At 36.2% G+C, this 25,360-nt stretch carries 26 protein-coding genes, 1 tRNA gene and 1 pseudogene; 17 read left to right on the top strand and 11 right to left on the bottom strand.

What is annotated here, in order from left to right:
- Positions 1-27 precede the first annotated feature (27 nt).
- The 7 genes from H4J69_RS15855 (at position 28) to H4J69_RS15825 (ending at position 4,202) form a co-directional block, all read left to right on the top strand.
- Positions 28-381: a hypothetical protein gene (locus H4J69_RS15855; protein WP_182215145.1), complete on the top strand. Its 354-nt coding sequence runs from the start codon at positions 28-30 to the stop codon at positions 379-381.
- 120 nt (positions 382-501) lie between these two features.
- Entirely contained in the window at positions 502-888 is a 387-nt protein-coding gene (locus H4J69_RS15850) for a hypothetical protein (RefSeq protein WP_182215146.1), read from the top strand.
- Between the two features lie 434 nt (positions 889-1,322).
- Entirely contained in the window at positions 1,323-1,790 is a 468-nt protein-coding gene (locus tag H4J69_RS15845; protein ID WP_182215148.1) for a hypothetical protein, read from the top strand.
- Positions 1,791-1,862: 72 nt separating this feature from the next.
- The gene (locus H4J69_RS15840) at positions 1,863-2,270 is read left to right on the top strand and encodes a ribonuclease E inhibitor RraB (RefSeq protein WP_182215150.1); all 408 of its coding nucleotides are present in this window, start codon (positions 1,863-1,865) and stop codon (positions 2,268-2,270) included.
- Between the two features lie 114 nt (positions 2,271-2,384).
- Positions 2,385-2,798, top strand: coding sequence for a hypothetical protein (locus H4J69_RS15835; RefSeq protein WP_182215152.1), 414 nt, complete (start codon positions 2,385-2,387; stop codon positions 2,796-2,798).
- Between the two features lie 78 nt (positions 2,799-2,876).
- Positions 2,877-3,230, top strand: a complete 354-nt coding sequence (locus tag H4J69_RS15830) for a hypothetical protein (RefSeq protein ID WP_182215154.1) — start codon at positions 2,877-2,879, stop codon at positions 3,228-3,230.
- An 84-nt stretch (positions 3,231-3,314) separates the two neighbouring features.
- Positions 3,315-4,202: an alpha/beta fold hydrolase gene (locus tag H4J69_RS15825; protein WP_182231113.1), complete on the top strand. Its 888-nt coding sequence runs from the start codon at positions 3,315-3,317 to the stop codon at positions 4,200-4,202.
- Between the two features lie 90 nt (positions 4,203-4,292).
- On the opposite strand, the gene H4J69_RS15820 is transcribed toward H4J69_RS15825, so the two are convergent.
- Positions 4,293-4,745: a hypothetical protein gene (locus tag H4J69_RS15820; protein WP_182215158.1), complete on the bottom strand. Its 453-nt coding sequence runs from the start codon at positions 4,743-4,745 to the stop codon at positions 4,293-4,295.
- Positions 4,746-5,007: 262 nt separating this feature from the next.
- On the opposite strand from H4J69_RS15820, the gene H4J69_RS15815 reads away from it, so the two are divergent.
- Entirely contained in the window at positions 5,008-5,418 is a 411-nt protein-coding gene (locus H4J69_RS15815; protein WP_182215160.1) for a hypothetical protein, read from the top strand.
- Positions 5,419-5,771: 353 nt separating this feature from the next.
- On the opposite strand, the gene H4J69_RS15810 is transcribed toward H4J69_RS15815, so the two are convergent.
- The 3 genes from H4J69_RS15810 to H4J69_RS15800 form a co-directional block, all read right to left on the bottom strand.
- Positions 5,772-5,848: transfer RNA gene (locus H4J69_RS15810), tRNA-Pro, on the bottom strand.
- 98 nt (positions 5,849-5,946) lie between these two features.
- Positions 5,947-7,638 (bottom strand): DUF3413 domain-containing protein, encoded by a 1,692-nt coding sequence (locus H4J69_RS15805; protein WP_182215162.1) that lies wholly within the window; start codon positions 7,636-7,638, stop codon positions 5,947-5,949.
- A gap of 64 nt (positions 7,639-7,702) precedes the next feature.
- Positions 7,703-7,915 carry a DUF1414 domain-containing protein gene (locus H4J69_RS15800; protein WP_070373583.1) on the bottom strand — a complete coding sequence of 71 codons (213 nt, stop codon included), beginning with the start codon at positions 7,913-7,915 and terminating at the stop codon, positions 7,703-7,705.
- 79 nt (positions 7,916-7,994) lie between these two features.
- Between H4J69_RS15800 and yejK the strand changes: the two genes are divergently transcribed.
- Genes yejK through H4J69_RS15780 form a run of 4 tightly spaced genes read left to right on the top strand, consistent with a single transcriptional unit; the run spans position 7,995 to position 11,868 of the window.
- The gene (gene yejK / locus H4J69_RS15795; RefSeq protein ID WP_070373582.1) at positions 7,995-9,071 is read left to right on the top strand and encodes a nucleoid-associated protein YejK; all 1,077 of its coding nucleotides are present in this window, start codon (positions 7,995-7,997) and stop codon (positions 9,069-9,071) included.
- A gap of 29 nt (positions 9,072-9,100) precedes the next feature.
- Entirely contained in the window at positions 9,101-10,147 is a 1,047-nt protein-coding gene (gene pyrC / locus H4J69_RS15790) for a dihydroorotase (RefSeq protein ID WP_182215164.1), read from the top strand.
- Between the two features lie 19 nt (positions 10,148-10,166).
- Complete coding sequence (locus H4J69_RS15785) at positions 10,167-11,045, top strand: 6-carboxytetrahydropterin synthase (protein ID WP_182215166.1); 879 nt, start codon at positions 10,167-10,169, stop codon at positions 11,043-11,045.
- Positions 11,038-11,868 carry a M23 family metallopeptidase gene (locus H4J69_RS15780; RefSeq protein ID WP_182244784.1) on the top strand — a complete coding sequence of 277 codons (831 nt, stop codon included), beginning with the start codon at positions 11,038-11,040 and terminating at the stop codon, positions 11,866-11,868. Before H4J69_RS15785 ends, H4J69_RS15780 begins: the two co-directional genes overlap by 8 nt.
- A 79-nt stretch (positions 11,869-11,947) precedes the next feature.
- Here H4J69_RS15780 and H4J69_RS15775 read toward each other — a convergent pair whose 3' ends face one another.
- The 3 genes and pseudogenes from H4J69_RS15775 to icd form a co-directional block, all read right to left on the bottom strand.
- The gene (locus H4J69_RS15775; RefSeq protein ID WP_182215169.1) at positions 11,948-13,189 is read right to left on the bottom strand and encodes a tyrosine-type recombinase/integrase; all 1,242 of its coding nucleotides are present in this window, start codon (positions 13,187-13,189) and stop codon (positions 11,948-11,950) included.
- Between the two features lie 372 nt (positions 13,190-13,561).
- Positions 13,562-13,775 (bottom strand): annotated as a pseudogene (locus H4J69_RS15770) (cold shock domain-containing protein); the annotation flags it as partial.
- A gap of 136 nt (positions 13,776-13,911) precedes the next feature.
- Positions 13,912-15,162, bottom strand: a complete 1,251-nt coding sequence (gene icd / locus H4J69_RS15765; protein WP_182215173.1) for an NADP-dependent isocitrate dehydrogenase — start codon at positions 15,160-15,162, stop codon at positions 13,912-13,914.
- Between the two features lie 309 nt (positions 15,163-15,471).
- On the opposite strand from icd, the gene H4J69_RS15760 reads away from it, so the two are divergent.
- Positions 15,472-15,708, top strand: coding sequence for an RNA-binding protein (locus H4J69_RS15760; RefSeq protein ID WP_070373576.1), 237 nt, complete (start codon positions 15,472-15,474; stop codon positions 15,706-15,708).
- Positions 15,709-15,800: 92 nt separating this feature from the next.
- Here H4J69_RS15760 and H4J69_RS15755 read toward each other — a convergent pair whose 3' ends face one another.
- The 3 genes from H4J69_RS15755 to H4J69_RS15745 all read right to left on the bottom strand — a co-directional run bounded on the left by H4J69_RS15755 (position 15,801) and on the right by H4J69_RS15745 (position 19,986).
- Positions 15,801-18,032, bottom strand: a complete 2,232-nt coding sequence (locus H4J69_RS15755) for an NADP-dependent isocitrate dehydrogenase (protein ID WP_070373575.1) — start codon at positions 18,030-18,032, stop codon at positions 15,801-15,803.
- 271 nt (positions 18,033-18,303) lie between these two features.
- Positions 18,304-19,410 carry a hypothetical protein gene (locus H4J69_RS15750; RefSeq protein ID WP_182244783.1) on the bottom strand — a complete coding sequence of 369 codons (1,107 nt, stop codon included), beginning with the start codon at positions 19,408-19,410 and terminating at the stop codon, positions 18,304-18,306.
- Between the two features lie 18 nt (positions 19,411-19,428).
- Positions 19,429-19,986 carry a phosphoribosyltransferase gene (locus H4J69_RS15745; protein WP_146800083.1) on the bottom strand — a complete coding sequence of 186 codons (558 nt, stop codon included), beginning with the start codon at positions 19,984-19,986 and terminating at the stop codon, positions 19,429-19,431.
- 144 nt (positions 19,987-20,130) lie between these two features.
- Here H4J69_RS15745 and H4J69_RS15740 point away from each other — a divergent pair, with 144 nt between their 5' ends.
- From H4J69_RS15740 to deoD, 3 genes are all read left to right on the top strand, one after another.
- Positions 20,131-21,036, top strand: coding sequence for an endonuclease/exonuclease/phosphatase family protein (locus tag H4J69_RS15740; protein ID WP_182221940.1), 906 nt, complete (start codon positions 20,131-20,133; stop codon positions 21,034-21,036).
- Between the two features lie 97 nt (positions 21,037-21,133).
- Positions 21,134-22,129 carry an adenosine deaminase gene (gene add / locus H4J69_RS15735; RefSeq protein WP_182243529.1) on the top strand — a complete coding sequence of 332 codons (996 nt, stop codon included), beginning with the start codon at positions 21,134-21,136 and terminating at the stop codon, positions 22,127-22,129.
- 249 nt (positions 22,130-22,378) lie between these two features.
- Positions 22,379-23,083, top strand: a complete 705-nt coding sequence (gene deoD, locus H4J69_RS15730; RefSeq protein WP_146800086.1) for a purine-nucleoside phosphorylase — start codon at positions 22,379-22,381, stop codon at positions 23,081-23,083.
- Positions 23,084-23,193: 110 nt separating this feature from the next.
- Here deoD and H4J69_RS15725 read toward each other — a convergent pair whose 3' ends face one another.
- The gene (locus H4J69_RS15725; RefSeq protein ID WP_182244782.1) at positions 23,194-24,414 is read right to left on the bottom strand and encodes a phosphopentomutase; all 1,221 of its coding nucleotides are present in this window, start codon (positions 24,412-24,414) and stop codon (positions 23,194-23,196) included.
- A gap of 256 nt (positions 24,415-24,670) precedes the next feature.
- On the opposite strand from H4J69_RS15725, the gene udk reads away from it, so the two are divergent.
- Positions 24,671-25,321 carry a uridine kinase gene (udk, locus tag H4J69_RS15720; protein WP_070373568.1) on the top strand — a complete coding sequence of 217 codons (651 nt, stop codon included), beginning with the start codon at positions 24,671-24,673 and terminating at the stop codon, positions 25,319-25,321.
- The last annotated feature ends 39 nt before the right edge of the window (positions 25,322-25,360 follow it).

The following is a 25,360-nucleotide window of genomic DNA, read 5'->3' as shown; positions in this document are numbered from 1 at the left end:
AGCGAGTGTTATATGTATAGGATAGTCATGTTCAAACTGATAGTTTTAAGCTCAATCTTTATAGTCTCAATATTTTCACCTGAGGCGAAAAGTGATGAATGTAATTTTACTGGTATTTGGGATCACTCAGCTAAACCGGCAAAACTTTTTATTGATTTAACTAAAGGTGAAATCTCAGTTTATTCTCATAACTTAAACCCTGAGTCCATTGGTTTAGTTGTATTAAAAAGTCTTAAGATAGACTCAACGAAATCTTCTTGGGATGCAAAAATGTATAGTGCAGCTGAAGGTTCATTTGTCGATGTCCAAATAACGGCAAAAAGCTGTAATCAATTAAGTGTTGGGTTTCAAGGCGAAGAAGTATTAGGACTAGTTAGGTAATTTACATATAACAAGCTATTTAAGCGGGAAAATTGTAGTTGGCTGGTTCCGCTTCGCATCATATTTTAGCCAACTATTATTTGCCCGTTAATATGGGCGTTAGTTGCTTAGGAGATTTCTGTGTATTTCATCACTGCGTTTGGTTTAATAATGATCTGTCTAAGCATCGTCATGATTGTTAATCCAAATTATTGGTCAGATGGGATCGTAAGTTTCAGTAATAGAAGTTATTTCCATTGGTTCGAAGTTATTAGTCGGTTAGTTGCAGGGGTTGTCTTTGTACTTTTTAATCAATCTACACTGTATCCTCAATTAATACTTAGTATTGGCTATTTACTCATCGCTGTTGGTATTGGGCTTGTAATTATGGGTTCTGATAAGCATCGTAAATTTGCTGTTTGGTCAGCTCATAATTTTAAAAGCACATTCAGGCCTGCGGGTGTTGTTTCTCTTATATTTGGTATCTTTCTGATTTATGTATCAACTATTGGTGTGATCAGCAACTAACAACACGTTCACACGGACAAAAACAGTTGGCTGCTGTTTGTTGCTCACCTATAGTCAACTATTATTTGCCGCTTAATATGGGCGTTATAAGCTACAGGGGAGGCAACACAATTTCTTAACTATTATCGGTGTGTTTGTCCCTTAACATCAAAGGATTAGTGTTTGCTTCCTTCCTTTTTTGTTGTAATTATTTTGTTTATAATTTGTTAAGCATTCTGTGTTATTGTTTAACTATTAAGTTTTGTGGCTAAGTGATGCGGTAATTTATGCTTATTACTTCCATCAGTACAGTGTAAAAGCTTGTTTTTTTTAACTAAATTGTTTGCTAACAAGACATTCAAACTACAGTTGACTGTTATCTCTGCGTTGTCAATTTTAGCCAACAATATTTTTACCGCTTAACGGGCGTTAGACATTTAAGGATAAATCATAGTATGGAGTTTCTAAAAAAGTTAATGATGTGGCTTGGTGGTCTATTTACGCTGATTGTAATCTTAATTATATTTTTAGCGGCAGGTTCATCTAGCTTTAAGGACGAACAAGAGCCATTTGTGCAACAGTTTATGGCTGATTTCAGTGAGCGCTGGGAAACACAGGACATATATGCTCGTTTGAGTAATGAATTTATTGAACAAATCAATACTCAAGAGAGTAAAATAATACTGGCCCAATTCAAAACGATGGGAAAAATTAAAAGTATTTCAGATTTTGAAATTGGTAATTACAATGCTCACACGTCTGGTACAACAGGCGAGTTTTCGTTCAAAGGCACTTTCGAAAACGGTGATGCTTTAATAAATATTACCATTAAAACTTCAGACATTGGTGTTCGTGTAGTATTTTTTAGGTTAACACCTTCAACACCATTTCTTGATGTTGAGCCAATAAATCAAAAAGCTTAACAATAACTTCAAACGGATAAAAACAGGTGACTGTTTACCTCTTAATTGGGCGTTATATTACAAGGAAAGTTTGTGCGCAAAATAACATTATTAACTTTAGTACTTATTTCTATTTGTGGCTGTGCTACAAAGCAGATAAATCCGGAACCTTCACCATTTAATTATCTTGAAGCTGATCAAAGTTTAATTGAGTTGCTCATTCAGAAAGGATCTAATGCTAAGAAAGTACACTGGGTAAGTTTTATGGTTGACTGCAAAAGTCAGCAACAAGTTGCTGAAATAATATCAAGAGCAAAAATTGTTGGCTTTGACGATGATTACATATTCTATTCTGAAAAAAGGAAACTTTGGTCTTCATCTTTAAGCGCTTATATGAAGTTGAATTTAAGTGAAATTTCTTCATTTAGAGCTAAATTAATGCCCTTAATTCCATCAAACTCATGCGAAACAGTAGGTTGGGGCGCATCGGTAGAAATGTAATATAAGCTATACAAGCAGGAAAAATAACAGTTGGCTATCTGCTCTTTCGTCGCTTATTTTAGCCAACGATCATTTGCCTCTTAATGGGCCGTTAAACGCAATGGGTTATCTAATATGGTTTGGAAGAAGCATCTCAAAAAAATACTATTTTTTCTATTGGCTCTAAATATAGGCAGAATGGCATACAATGATTTAATGCAACCATCTCAGGAAGAATTAAAGACATCGTTTGAACAATATTTTACTGAAAATGATGATCGTATAAAAATGACATATTTTCACGTTGATAAAAATACTGTAGGTTTAGCATTAGAATTAAGTGGTATAGGTGAAAATCTTGATTCAAATGATAAAACTAAAATAAAAACAAACTCTGGTAAGTACATAAAAGATAAAGTTTGTAGCGACGCACAGCTTGTAGAATATATAAACGCTGGGAACTATGTTTCTATAGATATTAGGAATGGAGATAGTGATCGATTAGAGAATATTATGAATTTAAGCTTTTCAAAAGGTTCGTGCGTATAAGCCATTCAAGCAGGGCGTTAGGCTTTTATTGATGTTTAGAAATTAATTAAAATTCATCACAATTAAAGGAAAAAATAGATGAGTGAAGTAACAGTGGAAAATAGCCGTACAACGAAAGGGTCTGCCAAAATAGTTTACATACTTTATATGGTCGGCTTAATCTTTGGTATAACCGGGATTATTGGCGTTGTAATGGCCTATATCAATAGGGACGAAGCACCTGAATGGTTAAAAACACATTATCAATTCCAAATTAGAACTTTTTGGATTGGTGCTCTTTTTATCTTTTTAGGTTCAGTTTTATCTGTGATCTTAATTGGTTGGTTTGTGCTGCTGTTTTGGATGGTTTGGCTAATAATTCGTTCGGTTAAAGGCATGAAAGCGCTTGACCAGGAAAAGGCTATTGATAATCCAACGGGTTGGTTTTTTTAAACGCCTCACAAGCTGTTAAAGCAAGACAAATAACAGTTGGCTCTTAATAGGGCGTTAGGTATCAAATATATACAAGGACAGTGTATGAAATCATATTTAGCATTTATATTTCTCTTGGTAAACTTTAGCAGTACAGCCAACGATGAAACTCTATTACCAACAAAGAAAGGACTTTATGATGTTGGTGGTTTTAAACTTTATTTAGAATGTTATGAAAACGATAAACCTAAGCTTATTTTAGAGCAAGGTTATAGCAGAGCAGGCTCGGATGGAGCTTGGATGAATAATGTTAAGCGGCTAAATAAAACTTTCAGTATTTGTTTATACGATCGTTTAGGGTTGGGGAAAAGTGAGAAAGGGCCTGTACCTTTTACCGTTTTTGATACGGCAAACTGGTTACATGAATTATTGTCTGTCGCCAATGTTAAACCTCCATATTATTTTGCTGGTGGTTCCTATGCATCCTACATTATTCGAGCTTACAATCATTTATATACCAGTGATGTTTTAGGTGCTGTATTCATTGACCCAGGTATTTATGGGTATTTTCATACAATGGCTACAAGATGGCCTGATGGCTTTGAAACAGAAAATAAAGATTTGCAAGATATAATGGAATTTGAGTTAGGTGTAAAAGACCCTATGTTTAAAAACATGGCTGAAAAAGTAGATCACCTTAAAAGTTATGAGTTAATCACAGCTTCCAAAACTTTTGAAGGTAAGCCTCTTATTGTTCTTTTTTCAAAAACAAGTAAAGATTATATTAACCAAACACCTAGATATGATGAACCTTTTGTTCCCGACAGTATTGCTAAGCCTATGAATGATTTATATGCTAATACAATTAACAGTTTTAAAGCTTTATCGACTGATACTAAAATTATTTTTTCTGAATCAAAAAGACATCATCTACATATAGCAGATCCTGATCTAGTTGTTAGTATTATTGAATCATTGATTGGTGGTAATTGATGCATAGCAAGGCATTCAAGCAGGCATTTAAACCATTGGTTAAGTGGCGTTAACATTGTAATCAACAATTAAAAGCCTCTTGATGGGGCATTAGCTGTATTTGTAGTATCCTGCTATTTTTTTGAATATTTCTGTTATTTCAGGAGATTGCTCAATTTTTCTTAACTCCAATATTTTATTTTGAGCCTTAAGATATGCTTGTTCAAAGGTTTTATTATCAATTGTGATATCAGTTTTTTTCTGTTTGCCATTTACGATAATTTGAATATGTAAAATTTGCTTTATTGAACCACTTTTATTTTTTAATGTTCGTTTTAGTCCAATAACGGTTCCATCAGGATGAAATATCTTATTTATATCTAACTGCATACGTATTTGACGATATAGTCTTTTTTGAGAGATTTCTTTTTGTCTTTTCTCTGCTAAAATTTTAGCTTTGTCACCATGCTTGGCAATAGAAAAGTATTCTTGAATACCAAACACCTTATCTTGAACTCTATATCGCTTAACATTTTGTAAGTTTGGGTGTGCCATGACAGTCATAATTGTAATATTTACCTGCGTTTAATGGAGTTAATTATAAATCGTTCATTCCTTAAACTTATTAGCCAGCAGGATTATAGATATTTTAATGTAATATTCAAGCTTAAATAGAAGACAAAAATGGAGTTTTTTTCTACGTAACAAGTAGGTAACATAAGGCTAACAAGCCATTTAACAAGGACAAGTAAGAGTTCACTATTTGCTCCCTCGTCACTTTTTTAACCAACAATTAAAACCTCTTAATGGGGTGTTAGGAAGCTAAATGAAGGTTCAGCATATCATCGACGATTTAGAGTCTGTCTTTAGCAAGCAGCCTGAAACAAAAGACTATGATGTCGCCTTTGCTTGTTACTCAGAAGATGGGTCAGGAAGTATAGAAATTGACTACGTGGAAGCCTTTGATTGGGATGAAGATGAAGAATTTTTTCTTATTCCTGAAAACTGTGCGAAACACTATGAGCGAGAAGCCGTTAAGTATAAAGCAGCGCACTTTGTAGAAGAATTAAAAAACATTAAAATTGAGAACTTTTCAGAATTTGAAACTTATGTAAGAGAAAAGATTAAAATAGCAAAGGACGGTTCTGTTATTTCATTAAACTCACCTATGTGGGGAACAGGCGTTCACGATATTGAGAAGTTTGTATATTTCTATCACGGTAAAGAGAGAGCTTAGCTAAAGTAATACTGTGATCTCTTTTATCCATTATCTTTTCTTGGTGCCATTTGTAAGCCTAAAGTATCAGTAAAATTATAATTTATGTCTTTTGCGGCCTTAACTTAAATATTGCCTAATGGTTATGCTATTTTGCTATGACACATCAATAGTATAGTAATTAAACAATCAGGTCTTTCTAAATAACATCATAATCATGAGTAATAGATAGTGTTACTTAGAGTGTTAATTAGCGGTGGGATTTCATAACACAATATAGGTCTGTAAAAAGCGTTATAATTTTGCTGATTAGTCGTTTAGATTGGTCTTTAGGCATAAAAAAAGACGTCCTAGGACGTCTTGATTCATTAATATGGTCGGAGTAGCAAGATTCGAACTTGCGACCTCACGTCCCCCAGACGCACGCGCTACCAAGCTGCGCTATACCCCGAATCAGTAAACATTAAGAGGGTTAATCTGTTTACTGCCTGTATAATAATGGTTTAAATACTGATTGCAATATAAAATATAGAAAATCAATCTGTTAGTTTATTTATTGTTCAATTTCTCTGCCTGCTTACTAAACTGCTTAATAAAGTTAACCCCATCAATCATTAATGGAAAATCAGAGTTTACCATTATGGGAGCCGCTAATTGTCGAGAGTAGCTTTGGAAATTACCGTTTTGATCAATAAACACCGATTTGTCTTTACTAAATACCATCATGCCATCGTCCATGGTATTGGCAATAATACGGTCTTTGGATAACCGCAGAACATTTTTACCATTACTATAGGTTGTTTCATTAATTTCACAGTTTAACCATTCCTGTATAAGGGTTGGTTGAATATCCATGTGACTGGTTAAATGGCTCACTGTTTTACTTTTACTTTCAGGTAAAATAAGTAACGAAGGTTTAATAGATAAACTGGTCGCCTTGGTCTTATTGCCAACGGAAGTGATCCAAATAATATCTTTAGTTTGTTTTGTTTTTTGTGCTAGTAGCAAAGCATCCATAAACAATTCAAATTGGTAAGTATTACTGTCAGCAAAATAAAATAAATGTAAGCCTACAGGTAAGCTATTAAGCTTATCAGCAAAGACTAGTGATGAAATATTATCAAGTGTCGTTTGCTGGCTAAATAAATGTTCAAAACCTTGTGATTCTGAAACTAGTTCTTTATTTATCTTGTCATGGATCATTGTGTAAGAACTTGCCAACTTATTTCTGTCTAATAATTGAAAGAGTAAAGGGATCGCCTTTTGTTCTTCCAAGCCTTCTTGGTAAATACTAGGCAAGCTGTAAAACAAGTTAAACCACGCGTTTTTGTGTAAGGCGTTATCTATATGATGTTCGAGCGTTAACTGGTTTTGGGTGTTTCTCTGCTTGAATTGCTTGATTTGCTTATCTGTTAAGCTCACATCGTTAACCACCATAAATACTGATTTTTGTATTGGTGTTTGTGATACACACGCTTCATTGAGCAACGGGTATTGAGGAATAGCATTGGTAAAGGCTAGTGGGCTTGTTGTTCTTTCTATGTATGCTTCACGGTCAAACATACCGTATTTGGTGAGTAATGTTTTTGCCGTCGAAGGGTATGACAAAGGTAATACTGTGTCTTGCCTTAAAATATCATATTCTAAGTTCGCATCAGCCCAAATATGTAATAAGTGGCTAAAGAAAAAAGAACAGACTAAACCAATAACAACAAATTTTGCGAAGACGACTTTCTGTAAGTCTCTTAAATGTTTCCACGCATAATTACTCAGAATTAATTCAAAGGCTAAAATAAACAAGGTTAATACGATACTAACAAACCAAAACATACGGCTGTTATGTTGTATTTGCGTGCTAATTAGATCAACAATTTGTGCGCTTGAAGAAGCATTTAGATGGTAACCCAAACTGTTATATATATAAGCATCTAGCAGTAATATTAACAATTGCAGGGTAAAGACCACAGAGGCTGTTGCTCGAATAAAACGGGTATGTGGAAATATTAAGGTGATCGGGAATAGTATTAAAACAAAAGTCATAAAGGTTAAAAAACCCATATGACTAAACCACGTGGTGATTAAATAAAATTGTCCAAGGAATGTCTCGGGACCTCCTTCACTAAAAATATAAAAGGATGATAATCCAATGGCGGCAATTATATTAAAAAAAGTGAACCAATGGCTCCAACTGATCAGGTGTAACAGGCGCTTGCTATACGTTTTTGAATCAAATGCAACCATAGTTAATTATCATTCTCTTATTATTGTAGTTTATCAATTCTATATTTTATGAATATAGTGGTAATTATAGGACCGACTTTTTTAAAGCATTAGTGAAATTGGTTACAATATCAGCTCTTTTTGCTTCAGGAATATTTTTATTAATAATTTCTGTTAAGGTATTTCCTAAGCACATTAGCGCTAGATCAGGGGTTGCAGACTCATTAACTAAAACATTATGTAAATCTTGGATAATTTTTTCTACACGTTCATTCGAATACTTGGATACAATAGGCATCTTAAATACTTAATAGGTTATTTGATAGATTGGTACAAGTTTATCAAATGCCTGAACAATATAAAACTGGCCTTTAACTATGAGCTTAATTATTTCAAACATTGCCCTACATTTTTTAACCAAAAAAGAAGAAACCGGTGAAGTTGTGCTGCGTTTAGGGCCAGAATCTATCGAAATCAGCAATAAGATTGAAAATTTTGTTGATGGACTTCATAAAATCTATAATGCTAAAGCGAGTAAAGCCTACGGACATTTTACCACTATGCCTGCAGCAGGAGATACTGCTCGTTTTGTTGATATTATGGAAAGCTATTTAGGTGAATCACAAAGTTTTTATGCTTTTAGTAGTCAGGCGGCTAATTTATTAAAAAATGAATTGGAAAAATATAACCTGGCAGAAACCGGCTACTTAGTTGTTTGTCACTATGAGTACATGGGCGGTCGTTATTTACTTGCTACAGTGATCCCCGTTTCTGAACATTATTCTGTCGATGGCGAATTAAATATTTCTGCTGACAAACACCTTGATACCGCGCGTATGCAATTAGCAGCGCGTATCGATTTATTTGATTATAAAGAAAACCAGCAAGGTAATAAGTATGTTTCGTTTATCAAAGGTAGAGCGGGTCGTGTTGTTTCTGATTTCTTTTTAGACTTTTTAGGTTGTGAAGAAGGCTTAAATTCCAAAGAACAAACACAAACGTTAGTGCAGGCCGTTGAAGATTATGTTGCTGTTAATCAACTTGATGCGACAGAAAAACAGAATACTCGCAAAGAATTATTGAGTTACTGTAAAGAACAAAAAAGTGCTGCTCAGGATGTCTCCATTCAAGAAATAGGGCAAGTGATCAAGCAAGAGGGCGCCACTCAAGATTTTCACCAATTTTGCCAAGAGCAATCTTATCCGTTGGAAGAATCTTTTCCACATGATCAAACGGTTGTTAATAAGGTCACTAAGTACTCAGGGTATGGTAACGGGATCAGCTTGAGCTTTGAACGCAGTCACTTTGGCGAAGACGTTGTTTACAATGCGGCAAATGAAAGTATTACTATTTATAAAGTACCACCAAATTTAAAAGATCAATTATTAGCGTTATTGCAAACGGCTGATAAGAAAGAGCAAGACGCTCATCAATCTGAAAATACAGAATTTTAAACTTAGTTAACTAATTTATAGGTATAAAAATGACAACATTAACCATTACTCGCCCAGACGATTGGCATGTACATTTACGCGATGGCGATGCTTTAACGACCACAGTTCCAGATACTAGCCGTTACTTTGGCCGCGCTATTATTATGCCAAACTTAGTTCCTCCAGTTACCAATGCTGAATTAGCGACGCAATATCATCAACGCATTATGGCTGCTAATGTAAACGGCTCAAAACAAAGTACGCCATTTCAACCATTAATGGTGCTTTATTTAACTGATAAAACCACCGTACAAGAAATATACGACGCTAAAGCAACGGGTCTTGTTTTTGCTGCTAAGTTGTATCCTGCTGGGGCAACGACAAACTCTTCTTCTGGTGTGACGAGTGTTGATAACATCGCTGATGTACTTACAGCAATGCAAGAAGTGGGCATGCTTTTATTGATCCACGGCGAAGTGACTGACAGCCATATTGATATATTTGATCGTGAAGCGATATTTATTGAAACTATTTTAACGCCCTTAGTAGCAAAATATACGGAATTAAAAATAGTTTTAGAACATATAACCACTAAAAATGCGGTTGAATTTGTTGAGCAAGCAGGTGATAACGTTGCGGCGACAATTACCGTTCACCATTTATTATTTAATCGTAACGATATGTTAGTTGGCGGAATTAAACCTCATTACTACTGTCTACCTATTTTGAAACGTAACATTCATCAACAAGCATTAATTGCTGCAGCAACTGGAGGCAGTCGTAAATTTTTCTTAGGCACTGATTCTGCTCCTCACCCACAACATGCCAAAGAATCTGCTTGTGGCTGTGCGGGATCTTATACGGCACATGCTGCAATTGAGCTTTATGCTGAAGCATTTGAAGCAGCAGGGGCCTTGGATAAATTAGAGGGCTTTGCGAGTTTACATGGGCCAGCATTTTATAATTTACCCGTTAATAACGATAAAATAACTTTAGAAAAAGCCCAATGGCATGTACCAGCGACGATGTCGTTTGGTCATGATGTTGTTGTGCCAATCCGTGCTAACGATACTATTGCTTGGCAAGTAAAAGACTAGATTTAAATAGGAAGTAATAATGCAATTATTTGTAAATGATTTAACGGTCATTGATTTTTCATACTGTTGCCAGGAACGTGGCATTGTCGGCGAGAGTTGGATCGTTGATGTACTCCTTGATGGTGCTCTCAATGAAATGAGCATGGTGCTTGACTTTGCTGTGGTTAAAAAGCAAATTAAAGCAATTATAGATGATGCTGTTGATCATAAATTATTATTACCGATGAAAAACGAATGTATTACTGTTTCTGATTCATTACATCAGGAAAACCATGAATATGTTGATTTTATTAGTGAGCGAGCCAGTTACTATTTACAGTCACCAAAATGTGCTTTTGCTAAAATTACTAGCGATACGATTGATGTAGCATCTGTTACTGAGCATTTAACCGCAATAATTCTTGAGCAATTACCACAAAATGTTCAAGGTCTTAAGCTAACCCTTCGACCAGAGAATATAAGTGGCGATTTTTACCACTACACCCATGGTTTAAAATTACATGACGGAAATTGTCAGCGTATTGCCCATGGTCACCGTTCTACTATTCATATCTTACAAAAAGGTCAACGGGTAGCTGCATTAGAAAAAGCTTGGTGCTTACGTTGGCAAGATATTTATATTGCTTCAGATGTTGACCGTGTTGCAAAAGCAGATATTGAACTGTCAAATTTTGCTCAACATAATTTGACGCCCGATCACCATTTCTTTTCTTATACCGCGCCACAAGGTCGCTTTGACATAGCGGTTGAGAATAAGGTATTAGACGTTGTCGATTGTGACTCAACCGTTGAGCTTTTAGCCGACTTTATTGCCAGACAATTAGTTGCTGATAATCAAAGTGATGTAACGGTTGTTGCCTTTGAAGGTGTTGGTAAAGGCGCTATTGCAAATGCTTAATACTAAAAAAATTAAGCTTATAACCTTTTGTTTAGTCGGTGTTTTTTTTAGTCCGCATACGTTTGCTGATATTAAGCTTTCGGGAGAAATAAAGCAGGGCGCTTTAGTCATAGGTAAAACAGCTAATAATAATGTTGTTACTTTTGATGGGAAAGTGCTGCCTTTATCTGCATATGGCGATTACGTTTTTGGATTTAGCCGCGATGATGAGAAAACACATCAATTAGTGATCACTCAGCCAAATGGTGAAAAAGAATTAAAGTCTTTAACACCGGCAAAGCGTCAATACGATATACAGCGTATTGAAGGTATTGCCAAAAAAATAATGAACCCAAATCCGAAAGCTATTACTCGTTCTAAGCAAGATGGCGCGCAAGTGAGTGCAGCCAGAAAAACCTTAAGTACTAAAACTGATTTTGCTAACGGATTTATTGCACCAATAACAGGTATTATTACTGGTGTTTATGGTAGCCAACGGGTTTTTAATGGTGTGCCTAAACGTCCACATTATGGTTTAGATTACGCAGGAAAAACCGGCGATCCAGTCAAAGCTCCCGCAGCGGGCACTGTGGTAATGTTCGTACCTGATATGTTTTATTCAGGTGGCACTATGATAATTGATCACGGTCATGGTATTACTTCTAGTTTTTTACATTTAAGTAAATCTTACGTTAAAACCGGTGACGAAGTTAAAAAAGGACAAGTTGTTGCTGCCGTTGGCTCTAGTGGCAGAACTACAGGTCCTCATTTAGATTGGCGTATTAATTGGTTCAATATGCGCTTAGATCCCGCATTAGCGTTAAGAGCTGTTGCCATTAAATAGAAAATATTAACGCTATATATTAAGGTCTACATTCATTTATTAAGTCAGTAGTAAGTTATACAAATAAATGAGTGTAGGATTAATTAACCCGTCGTTTTTTACCACTTTCAGCACGTTTCTTATTTTCACTTTGAACATATACCGTATCGGTTGTTGCCATGCTTGCATGGCCCAGATCTTCTGAAATATCTTTAAGAGGGCGCCCACGTTCAATTTCCATACTTGCACCGGTATGCCTTAACCAATGGGCAGAAGCTTCTTTCAATTTTAATGCCTTATTTTCACCTTCGGATCTACGCATATTTTCATGTGCTTGATCAAAAACACTTTGAACTAAACGGCGTAAATGTCGAGATGTCATACCACCTTGGCCACGAACTTTCTCAACAAGAATTGAATTTTCATTACTTGATGGCAAACCTAATAAACCTCGGGAAGAGCGGTAACGCTCTAAAAAAGGTAAGAAATCAAGAGGAACCGTGATGTCACGCAATTTACGGCTTTTTCCAAAGACTTTAAGCCACCAATTTTCATCATCATCTTGCCAAAAGTGTCCCATTGTAGGTGACCAATTTTCACGTTCTGATAGTTCGGAAATTCTTAAAAAAAGGGTTTTTAATGCAGATATAACAAATAAATTTCGTTCAAATAGTGGGTTTTCATCAGCCATTTCAATGGCTGTATCTAAAACATATTGCCATTGGCTAGCGGTTAAACGTTTAACTTCTTTAACTTGAGAGTCTATTATAAAATGTCGGCAATCTTTTTTAGCTATTTGTGCAGGATTACCAATGCAAAAATCCTCAGCCATTAAATAGTTGTAGAAAACGATAATTGCGGTAAACATTGATGAAAGTGTTTGTTGTGATGGACGATATTTTTTCTTATCAATGATGTATTCAGATTTTAGACTTTTAGGTGCTTGGATTTTATACGGGAACCAAAGCTCATTAGCCAAGGAATAGCCATTGGATATTTTGAAACGTTCTTGATTTGATGTACCAATCCAAGTAACTGGTGGCTGCCAACAAAAGTCAGCATATTCAAGTAAGTCTGATTTACGTAATTGGTCTATTGGTTTTTTCTTTTCAATAAATGACCACAAAAGAAAACGTTCAACGTCGTTTCTAAATCGGTCATAAGTGTGAGTAGATTTATTTCTACCTATATAAGTAAGGAAGATTTTCCCCCAATCAAATTGTTCAAGCCACCAAGGTTCATTTGATGAGAATATTTTATCTAACTCTGGGTAGTCATCAAAATCAAAATCACACAAATCAATGTATGGTGGATATAAAGGAACAGGTTTATTTAACAACATTATTTTGAAAACCAAGTAGATAGTACGTATAAAGGCAGTCTAAACCATTATACGTACTATGTCCAATACTGAAGAGTATCGGACATAGTGAGCTATGTGGAATATAGGGAAGTGCTCCCCGTAATTACTCGTAGATTAAAAAACTTCTGATCTGCTATTTTAGTCTTAATCTACTTTAATTTTTTTCATAAACTTGTCGTCTAGCAACGCGATAAATTACGAACGTTGTTTATCGCGTCAAGTGTTAAGGCGCTAACCCTAGTCGTTGAAATGCAAAAGCACCAATACCTACTAGCACTAATAATAAAACAAGCTTACTTTTAACGGCTGAAGTATTTCTGTAAATACGAGGTTTATGTTCTTGTATCACTTTAGCTTCAACACCTTCAATACGACAATTAACGGCTTTGCTTTTACCGTTAGTTTGCTTTTCTACTTCAAAGTAAATTAAATCACCTACTTTAGGTTTTCTGCTCATCTCTTTTAATGATGATATATGAATAAAGGTATCTTTAGCCAGTTCACTCGATTGAATGAAGCCAAAACCTTTATTATCTTTCCAACTTGTTAATTGTCCTTTGTGCATCACGATTCCATTACAGCGTTTGGTTATAAACTATTAAAGCTTGTTCTAGGGTAAATATCATAATAATTATCATTAAAAAAGACCAGTCGAATTTGGTTCGACTGATCCTCTTTACTATAACTTAATGACGTTAATATTACATATGGTCAATAATACAATCACCAAACTCTGAACATGTAACGAGTGTTGCACCATCCATCAAACGTTCAAAATCGTAAGTGACTGTTTTAGCGTTAATGGCACCTGACATACCTTTAAGTAATAAATCAGCAGCTTCAACCCAACCCATATGTCTCAACATCATTTCTGCTGACAAAATAACAGAGCCTGGATTAACTTTGTTCAAACCCGCATATTTTGGTGCTGTGCCATGTGTTGCTTCAAAAATGGCAATATCATCATTCATGTTCGCGCCTGGTGCAATACCAATGCCGCCAACTTGTGCTGCTAATGCGTCAGATATATAGTCACCGTTTAAATTTAATGTTGCGATAACACTGTATTCTGCGGGTCTTAATAAAATTTGCTGTAGCATTGCATCAGCAATAACATCTTTAATGATGATCTCTTTACCCGTTTTTGGGTTTACAAATGAACACCAAGGACCACCCGCAATAAAGTCAGCACCAAATTCATCACGTGCTAATTGGTAACCCCATTCTTTAAAGGCACCCTCGGTATACTTCATGATATTACCTTTGTGTACTAAAGTTACTGACTCTCTGTCGTGATCAATAGCATACTGAATGGCTTTTCTCACTAAGCGTTCGGTACCTTCTTTAGATACTGGCTTAATACCTATACCACAGTTCTCGGTGAAACGAATTTTTGTTGCGCCCATTTCATCGATTAAAAACTTAATCATTTTCTTCGCTTGATCAGATCCCGCTTTATACTCAATACCAGCATAGATATCTTCTGAATTTTCTCGAAAAATAACCATATCTACTTCGCTTGGTTTTTTAACCGGGCTGGGTACACCGGTGAACCATTGTACTGGGCGTTGGCAAACATATAGATCTAATATTTGTCTAAGTGCTACGTTTAATGAACGCATGCCACCACCTACAGGGGTAGTTAACGGCCCTTTTATACCCACTTTAAACTGCTTAAACATTTCTAATGTTTCATCAGGTAACCATGTTTCTGAATCGTAAACTTGGGTTGCCTTTTCACCGGCATAAACTTCCATCCAGTGGATCTTACGATCACTGTTATAAGCTTTTTCAACAGCAGCGTTAACAACTTTTATCATTGGCGGTGTTACATCGATGCCAATACCGTCACCTTCAATAAAAGGGATTATCGGATTATTCGGGACACATAGCTGCCCGTTTTCACAGGTAATGGCTTGACCTTCAGTCGGGATTGTTACGTTCGTAGACATATATGATTCCTCTTCTTTAGCACAATAACGTTAACAGGTATTAACTTTAAAGCTATATTGTTTGAATTATGGATAAAACTGCTTATTTTAGTATAGGTTATCTTTACTTGAATGTTAAAAATAAATGAAAAAGAGCTTCAACACTAATACAGAATAGATGATATTGACTATAACCGAGGTGAATAATTTAAACAACCGTTTAAATTATGTGTTTGAAAGCTATTAATAACCGCTAATGAAATAAAATAGCTTGGTGAAAGTTAACTATCTTGAGATAATTACTTTTAATATTATTTTTTAGGATTGTTGATGAAACTATTAGTACGTAACTTATCTCGCTCTACAACCGAACAAGAAATTCGGATTTTATTTTCAGCTCATGGTGGTGTCACCGAATGTACTTTAGTTTTAGACCAAGAAACGGGAAAATCTAAAGGTTTCGCGTTTGTGGCAATGCCTAATGAAGCAGAAGCTAAAAAAGCGATTAAAGCACTGCACGAAACTAGAATTGGTAGTAATAGAATTAGAGTGAAAATATCTAAGTAAGACTAATTATCATTATTAGCATTCAATAAAAAGGCTGAGTATCAATTAAGATACTCAGCCTTTTTTATCTTTATAACTTAACGAATGTTACGTTACAGTAAGCTAGACAATATAGTATTAAACGTTTCGCTTGGACGCATCGCTTTACGCGCTAGGTCAACATCAGCATAATAATAACCGTTGATGTTCATTGAAGGACCTTGAGCGGCATTTAATTCAGCAATAATTTTAGCTTCTTGCTTAGTTAATGCTTGAGCAATAGCAGTAAAACTCGCTTTTAACTCTTCATCATTTGTTTGTTCAGCAAGTGCTTGTGCCCAGTACATAGCAAGATAAAAATGGCTACCACGGTTATCTAATTCACCCACTCTACGTGAAGGCGATTTGTTTTCATCGAGGAACTTACCTGTTGCTGAATCTAGCGTATCAGCAAGTACTTGCGCTTTGTTATTCTTGGTATGAACGCTTACATGTTCTAAAGAAGCAGCAAGGGCTAAAAATTCACCCAAAGAATCCCAACGTAAATGGTTTTCTTTTTCAAATTGTTGAACATGCTTAGGTGCTGAACCACCCGCGCCTGTTTCAAATAATCCGCCGCCATTCATTAGTGGCACAATTGAAAGCATTTTAGCGCTGGTGCCCAATTCTAAAATTGGAAATAAATCAGTTAAGTAATCACGTAAAACGTTACCAGTTACTGAAATAGTATCTTCACTCTTAGCGGTACGCGCTAAAGTAAACTCACAGGCTTTAACGGGTTCTAAAATCTGAATATCTAAACCTGTTGTATCATGGTCAGCTAGGTAGGTATTTACCTTTTTAATCATCTCTGCATCATGGCCACGATTTTCATCTAACCAAAATACTGTCGGTACGTTAGTTGCTTTAGCACGTGTAACAGCAAGCTTAACCCAATCTTGAATAGGCGCATCTTTAACCTGACACATTCTCCAAATATCACCTTGAGCAACGTTATGTTCTAACAAGGTTTCGCCGTTGTCATTAACTACTCGAACCGTACCTTTACCTGTCATGGTAAATGTTTTGTCATGCGAACCGTATTCTTCAGCTTTTTGCGCCATTAGACCTACGTTCGGCACTGTACCCATTGTTGTTGGGTTGAATGCACCATTTTCACGACAAAAATCGACAACCGCTGAAAAAACACCGGCGTAGTTACGATCAGGGATCATAAACTTAGTATCTTTTTGATTGCCATCACGATCCCACATCATACCAGAAGCTCTTAAAGCCGCAGGCATTGAAGCATCAATAATTACATCGCTTGGTACATGAAAATTAGTAATACCTTTGTCTGAATCAACCATCGCAACTTCTGGACGTGTGGTATAAACAGCGGCTAAATCGGCTTCAATTTCTTTTTGTTTTTCGCTTGGTAAACGAGATATTTTTGCATAAACATCGCCAATACCATTATCGGCATCTACACCAAGTTGTTCGAAAATAGCAGCATGTTTGTCAAAAACATCTTTATAGAAAACTTTTACTGCATAGCCGAACATGATTGGATCTGAAACTTTCATCATGGTTGCTTTTAAGTGAAGAGAAAGTAAAACGCCCTCTTCTTTAGCTTTAGCTGTTTGTGTTTCATAGAATTCAATTAATGCCGCTTTACTCATTACTGCCGCATCGATAATTTCTTTGTCTAATAACGGTAAGTGCTCTTTTAATAAAGTGACCGCACCATTTTCGCTAACGAATTCAATCTTTACATTGGTTTCGCCATTAATAGTGGTTGATTTTTCACTACCGTAAAAGTCACCCGCTGACATATGAGCAACGTGTGATTTAGAATCTTTTGACCAAGCACCCATAGAATGTGGATTTTTGCGTGCATATTGTTTAACCGAGCTAGGCGCACGACGGTCTGAGTTACCTTCACGTAGAACAGGATTAACCGCAGAGCCTAAAACTTTTGCGTAAGTAAGCTTAATAGATTGCTCAGCTTCATTTTGTGGTTCAGCTGGGTAGTTTGGTAAGTTATAACCTTTAGCTTGAAGTTCTTTAATAACGGCTTCTAGCTGTGGTATTGAAGCTGAAACATTAGGTAATTTAATGATGTTAGCTTCTGGTGTTTTAGCTAACATGCCTAATTCTGATAAAGCATCACTAACACGTTGTTCTGCTGTTAAGTATTTTGGAAAGTTTGCTAATACACGTGCCGCAAGTGAAATATCACGCGTTTCAACGTTAATACCAGAAGAAGCCGTAAATGCCTGAATAATTGGTAATAAAGAGTGAGTCGCCAATGCAGGCGCTTCATCGGTAATCGTATAAATTATTTTTGTTGAATCTGAGCTCATTTACTTTCCTATTGCTAATTGCCTAATAAAGTGAAAATACCACCTATTGGCGTTATTCATCACTCTATTACTATTAATTATTCCGCGAGAACGCTAAAGCGTATTAAAAATTTATGACTATTTATTCGCGATCTATGTGCCTGAGTAAGTACAGACATAAAAAACCAGTGGCTGTACCACTGGTTAACCTGAGTATTATAAACCTTCAAGTAAGCTTCGTAAACAATATGGCTATAATTACAAATAACTATGTTGTATATATAGCCATTATTTATTCTAACCAACCTTTGTCAATTGTTAATGAAAACAATAAAGGCGAAAAAGATTTGTATTTTTCATCATTTGACGGACACTTTGCATTCTCTATATAATGCGCTTTCCATGGATCATTGATTAGCCAAATTTTATTATTCGCTACTGCAACGCCTTCTAATGAGGTGTTACCGATAGGCTCCCAATCACTGCATTCATTATTTTCAGCACTCACTGGCGCTAAAAAATTCATCGCAATAATTTTTGTTGGTTGTTTCTTTGCCAAATCGATAATCCATAATTGATCATCATTCCTAGCTGCAGCAACGATATAACCAGGGTGATTATCCTTCGAAAGATAGTCCATACCATTTATAGGGTGCCCACCCTGACTAAATGTCGGTAATAGAACTTCAGTATCAATTACCGGAGCAAATTCATCAGTCGCCCAAAAATTTTCGCCTAATACCAACGAAAAAATACGAGCTAAACCCTGACTGTCTTTTTCTAAACCAAGGTATAAAGTATTGTCCTGACCAAAAGCTAGTCCCTCGATACCATCATTAGAAAAGTCACCCACGTTATAACTTGCGTCAAATTGTAAGGGTCTAACATGCGTCATCGATAATATATTATTATCATCAAGCGCTAATCTCACAATAAGTGTGGGGTATGTTGTCGAACCGGTATTTTGAAAACGCTGCTGACATGCCGATGAAAGTTCATCGCCATTACGGGCATCTTCGGTCACTATAATGAAAACTTTATCATTGTTAGGGTCAACCGCTAAAGCTTCAAAATCAGGCTCACCTGCTAGATACGAGGAAAAGCAGCTAGACTTTACCTGGCTAGACAGGGTCATAAGCATTGATTTTTCTTCTACTAATCCACTCGTGGGCTCAATAATATGTAATTGTTTCTGCTGAGACTTATCAGCTGAACCATCAGAGAGCGTCAGTAACTTTCCGCGCCATAGCTTTAACGCGGAGGTTTGTGGATCGAACATAACTTGCTGATCAGCTTCTACCAGCCACTTTCCCTTTAAAGTCACTTGCTGATGAATGTTATCATCAGCAAGCACAGTAAAAGCAGAGAGATAGATAGCTATAAAGGGTAGCAGCTTCATTAACAACTCAACCTGTAATTATTTTAAAAGGTGTAATATATTGGTAAGGTCAGATTTGCCTTCAGCAATTTCTTCTTGTGTTAATCCTGACAATTCATGTGGAAATACCAACCATTCATCAGACTCGTGAACATAGTAGTCTGGTTTGATATCAACCACGTTATTGGTTGGCTTATACCAAGGACAAGCAATGCGAACATCTGTTGGCATATTATTACGCGCTAATTTTTTAAGTTGTTTTATTAATGCATCAATACTGCGGCCTGAATCAAAAACATCATCAACAATTAATAAGCCATCAGTTGCATTGGCATTTTCGATAATGTAATGCAAACCATGCACTTTGATTTCTTTACTTTGTTGGTTAATGCCGTAGTAAGAAGAAGTACGGACAGCGATATGATCTGTTTCAATATTTTTAAAATCAAAATACTCCTGAACAGCAATACCAACAGGTGCTCCACCACGCCATATGCCTATGATAAATTGTGGACGAAAACCATCTTCAAAGACTTTTGCGGCCAGTCTAAAAGAATCTTCTAGTAATTCTTGTGCGGTGATAAATTTTTTATTCATAGTGGTTGTTTCTTACTGTAAAAGTAGTGTAATGTGGCGAATTATATCAATTCTTGACCGAATGGTTAAGTAAATTATTCAGTGAATTAACGTTTATTATTTACCTGTACTCAAAAAACTTGAGTTTAACTAAGAGAAGTATTAATGCAAAAAACAATATTAACAACTGCTAGTTTACTATTTAGCTTAATGTATGTTTCACCAAGTTACTCTCAAGAACTAAAAGTAGCTTCATGGAATATCGCTTGGTTAGGTTCTCATGAGTATAATAAACGAAAATCAGATGATTATCAGCAATTAGCCGTCTATGCTAAACAACTTGATGCCGATGTGATTGCTTTACAAGAAGTTGAAGATGAAAATTGGGCGAAAATGGTCTTCGGTAACGAATACGATTTTTATTTTTCAACTAAAGATTGGGTACAGCGTGTTGGTGTTGCTGTTAAAAAATCAGCGGGCTTAACAGTGGTTGCCAAAGAATATAAAGCATTAAATGTTACCCGTGTCAGACATGGTATGGACTTAACCTTATCTCGAGATGGTAAACAAATCAGGTTACTTGCCGTACATTTAAAGTCTGGTTGTTTTGCTTTGCCACTTGATAGCAAATATCTTGCAGCGATGCCAAGTAGTACAGATAAAGAATTAAGACTAAAAGAAGCCTGCACTACATTAAGTATGCAAATAGACCCACTTGAACGTTGGGTAGATGAACGAGCTAAAGATAATGAAGCCTTTATTGTACTTGGCGATTTTAACCGCAGGTTCTCACAAGATGTAAGTCATCAATATGCCGAAGACCAAGGTTTATGGCAAGCACTTGACGATGAAGGCAATGAAGCGCTTTGGACACCAACAATGACTAAAGAGTCTGCTTGTTGGGGCGGTTACTACAAAGATTATATCGACCATATTGTTTTTAACCCTAGCGCTAAAAACATGTATATTGAAAACTCTTTTGAACAATTAGTTTTCAAAGAAAAATATACTCGCGAGCTTGCTAATACATTAACAGACCATTGCCCTATTTCGGTTAAAGTACAGCTTTAAACATTTAATAAGGATTTTGAGCTAGAATAGACCACAGACATAAACCGTTGCTAGTGATAACTAGCAACACTTTATATTATCAGGACAATAGACCCACATGTATAACAAGCAACTGCCACTTATAGACCTTCACCGACATTTAGACGGAAACATTCGACCTAAAACTGTTTGGCAATTAGCTCAGAAAAATAATATTGCCTTACCTGAAACTAATTTCGAAGACTTTTTACCTCATATTAAAATTACTGACAATGAAGCCGACCTGCTCGCTTTTTTAAAGAAGTTAGATTGGGGCGTGCAAGTTCTCTCTTCATTAGATGATGTTATTCGCATCGGTTATGAAAATGTAGAAGATGCTTATCTGGCTAATATTGATTATGCCGAATTACGTTTTTCACCTTTTTATATGGCAATGACCCATAAACTCCCTATTGAAGGTGTTGTGGAAGCGATTATTGAAGGCGTTAACCAAGGCCGTAAAAAGTATCCGACCAAAATAAATTTAATTGGTATTTTGAGCCGTACTTTTGGAGTAGACAATTGTGAAACTGAGCTCAACGCCCTTTTAGCCCATAAAGATAATATTGTTGCACTTGATTTAGCGGGAGACGAATATAATTTTCCTGGTAGCCTTTTTGAAAGTCACTTTAAGAAAGCATCACATGCGGGTTTGCAAGTAACCGTGCATGCGGGTGAAGCGGCCGGACCAGAAAGCGTTTGGCATGCTATAGAAAAATTGGGAGCGACTAGAATTGGTCATGGTGTCGCTTGTGTAAAAGATCAAAAGCTAATGGACTACATGCTTAAACATAACATTGGTCTTGAGTCTTGCCTGACGTCAAATTATCAAACAGGTACGATAAAAGATTTAAGTCAGCACCCAGTAAAAACTTTTTTAGCAAATGGCCTTAATGTTTGTTTAAATACCGATGATCCTGCAGTTGAGAATATTGAGCTTGAAGATGAATTTAACCTTGCCAGTAACTTACTTAAACTCAGTGAAGCACAAATAACGCAATTACAAAGCAATGCCATTGAAATGAGTTTTTTAAGCCATGATGAAAAACAAACATTACGCCAATTAAAACTATAGCGTAAAGATAATATTGCTATCAATCACACTGCGATTATAAATTTTATTGGTTGTTGTTAACCTTAATGATTAATAGGTAATTGATCGTTACAGTACTTAGTATTATTATACCCATATTAACTTTTAGGCGACTTTTAAATAGTCGCCATAAACATTTTTTTCAGTAAAAAACCCTTGATAGCAGTTTGATCCCATCAGGTCTGGCTAGAAACTTACTGAGTTACACTTAAAAACTAAAGGATAACTCTTATGCCAACTCCACATATTGAAGCTCAAGCAGGCGACTTTGCAAAAACTGTATTAATGCCGGGCGACCCACTTCGCGCTAAATATATTGCCGATAATTTCTTAGAAAATGTTAAATGCGTTACACGTGTTCGAAACATGTTTGGCTACACGGGCACCTATAAAGGCAAGCCTATCTCAGTAATGGGTTCTGGAATGGGGATCCCTAGCGTTTCAATATACGCGACTGAATTATACAAAGACTACGGCGTTGAAAGTATTATTCGTATTGGTTCTTGTGGCGCTGTTCGTGATGACATTAAAGTACGTGATATTGTTATTGGTATGGCAGCAAGTACCGATTCTAACGTTAACAGACAGCGTTTTCATGGCGTTGATTTTGCCGCATGTGCAGACTTTTCATTGTTAAAGAGTGTTGTAGATACGGCTGAACGTTTAAATAAACCTGTGCGCGTTGGTAATATTTTCACGGCGGATTTATTTTATACTCCGCAGCCTGAAATGTTTGCCACTATGGAAAAATATGGGATTTTAGCGGTAGAAATGGAAGCTGCTGGCCTTTATGGCGTTGCAGCAGAATACGGTAAAAAAGCTTTAACGGTATTAACCGTGAGCGATCATATTAAAACTGGTGAACAAACTACCGCAGATGAGCGCGAAACCACCTTTAAAGACATGATGGAATTAACCTTAGAAAGTATTCTATAACGTTATATTCGTTCATTCTGAATATAAAAAAGGGGTTAGCATTTTTGCTAACCCCTTTTTTTATAATCATTATTTACACGAATAACAGCTTTTTAATCAAAGCCACATCGCTACTTATTGTTAAAGTTAAGCTCAGTGAGAAAGCTGGTGCCGTAATCCATTTTATCAACATTAAACATTTCAGCTATGGTTTGCCCTAAATCAGCAAAGGTTGTTCGTTTACCTAAATTTACCGAAGCAATATTGTGATGATAAGCCAATACTGGCACATACTCACGGGTATGGTCGCTACCTGGCCACGTTGGATCACATCCATGGTCAGCGGTTAAAAACAGCACATCGTTATCGGTCATCGCATTGAGTACTTCAGGGATACGTAGATCGAAGGCTTCAAGTTCTTGTGCATAGCCGACCGGGTTACGTCTATGGCCAAAATCTTGGTCGAAATTAACCAAATTAGTAAATATTAACGAATTATCTGCTGCACTATTAAGATGTTTAATACTGGCATCGAGCAAAGCATCTAAGCCCGTCGCTTTGGTTTTTTCGCTAATACCTTGATGGGCAAAAATGTCAGCAATTTTACCAACACTGATCACATGCGTACCGGCATCAAAAATTTTATCTAGCACGGTTGGTGCTGGTGGTAATACCGAATAATCGCGGCGGTTACCTGTTCGAGAAAAATTGTCTGGGTTGTCACCGATAAAAGGTCTGGCAATAACTCGCCCTATATTAAGGCCTTCAAGTTCTGCTCTAACTGTTTCGCAATACTTATAAAGATTGTCTAGACCAAAATGTTCTTCATGTGCGGCAACCTGAAAAACACTATCTGCTGAGGTATAACAAATAGGTAAGCCAGTTTTGATATGCTCTTGTCCTAACTTTTCTAAGATAACCGTACCTGAGGCATGACAATTGCCTAGCATATCGCTAAAGCCAGTGGCTTTGTTAACTTTATCTATTAGGTCAACCGGAAAGGCTTCTTCTTTATTGGTGAAATATCCCCAGTCAAAGAGAACCGGCACACCTGCCATTTCCCAATGACCACTTGGGGTATCTTTACCTGTGCTTATCTCTTGTGCGTAGCCATAAGCCCCTTTTTGAGGTTCACCGCCTTGCTGTGGAAAATCGGTATTTGACGCCTCATGGCAAGCTTGAAATAAGCCTAAACTTGCCAAATTAGGTAAGTTTATCGCTTTGCCTGTCTCTGCATAATATGCTTTAGCGAGGTTAGCAAGGGTATTTGCACCTACATCACCAAACTCAGCTGCATCAGCAGAGTAACCGATACCAAAACTGTCTATTACTAAAACTATTGCGCGGGCCATACCATTTCCTTTATGATCTTTTTTCAATATATATTCATAAATAGCAGAATAAAACATGACCACATGGTCAAGTTGTGCTAATTTACCATCTTTTGAAAATGGGGTAAATGATGCTTTAAAATATACGCGAATAAAGTAACGTATTTTTGATCATTTAACCGTAAAAGTATAAAATTAGCGTTAATTACTATCACTTTATCACTAATGATAGGATTAAAACCATTTCTGAAGCTGAATTATCGACAGGCATAAACAATTGAACGCAAATAAACCGACAATCATTACAATCACAGGTCCTTCTGCATCGGGTAAAACCCTTTTTGCGCATACTATTCACGACGAACTTATCGATGAATTAGGTGAAGATGGTATTTCTATTCTAAGTGAAGACGCCTACTATCGCGATCAATCTCATTTGTCGATGTCTGAACGTGAACAAACAAACTATGATAATCCCAGTGCCTTTGAACATGACTTGTTAACTGAGCACTTAAAAAATATCACTGAAAATAAATCTATCGACGTGCCTATTTACTGTTATAAAACGCATACACGTTTAAATGAAACACGGGTATTTACACCAACGAAGATTGTGCTTGTTGAAGGTATTTTACTGCTTTCAAACAAAGCACTTAGAGATCAGTTTGATATAAAAGTCTACATGGACACGCCACTTGATATTTGTTTAGTTCGACGAATTAAACGTGATTTAACCGAGCGAAATAGAAGTGTTGAGTCTGTAACAAATCAATACTTAGAAACGGTTAGACCTATGTATTATCAATTTATTGAACCCTCTAAAGCTTGGGCTGATATAGTGATCACACGAGGCGGAAAAAACAGAATGGCGATTGAAGTACTTAAAGCAAAAATTCGTCAACTGTCAAAATTACCACTACAAAAATAACAATAACAATAACAATAACAATAACAATAACAATAAAAA

The organism is Colwellia sp. BRX10-9 (genome assembly GCF_014077405.1).
In the GTDB taxonomy this organism is placed as follows: Bacteria; Pseudomonadota; Gammaproteobacteria; order Enterobacterales; family Alteromonadaceae; genus Colwellia_A.
Note: the sequence above shows the minus strand (reverse complement) of the source record. Positions and strands in the feature narration are given on the sequence as shown.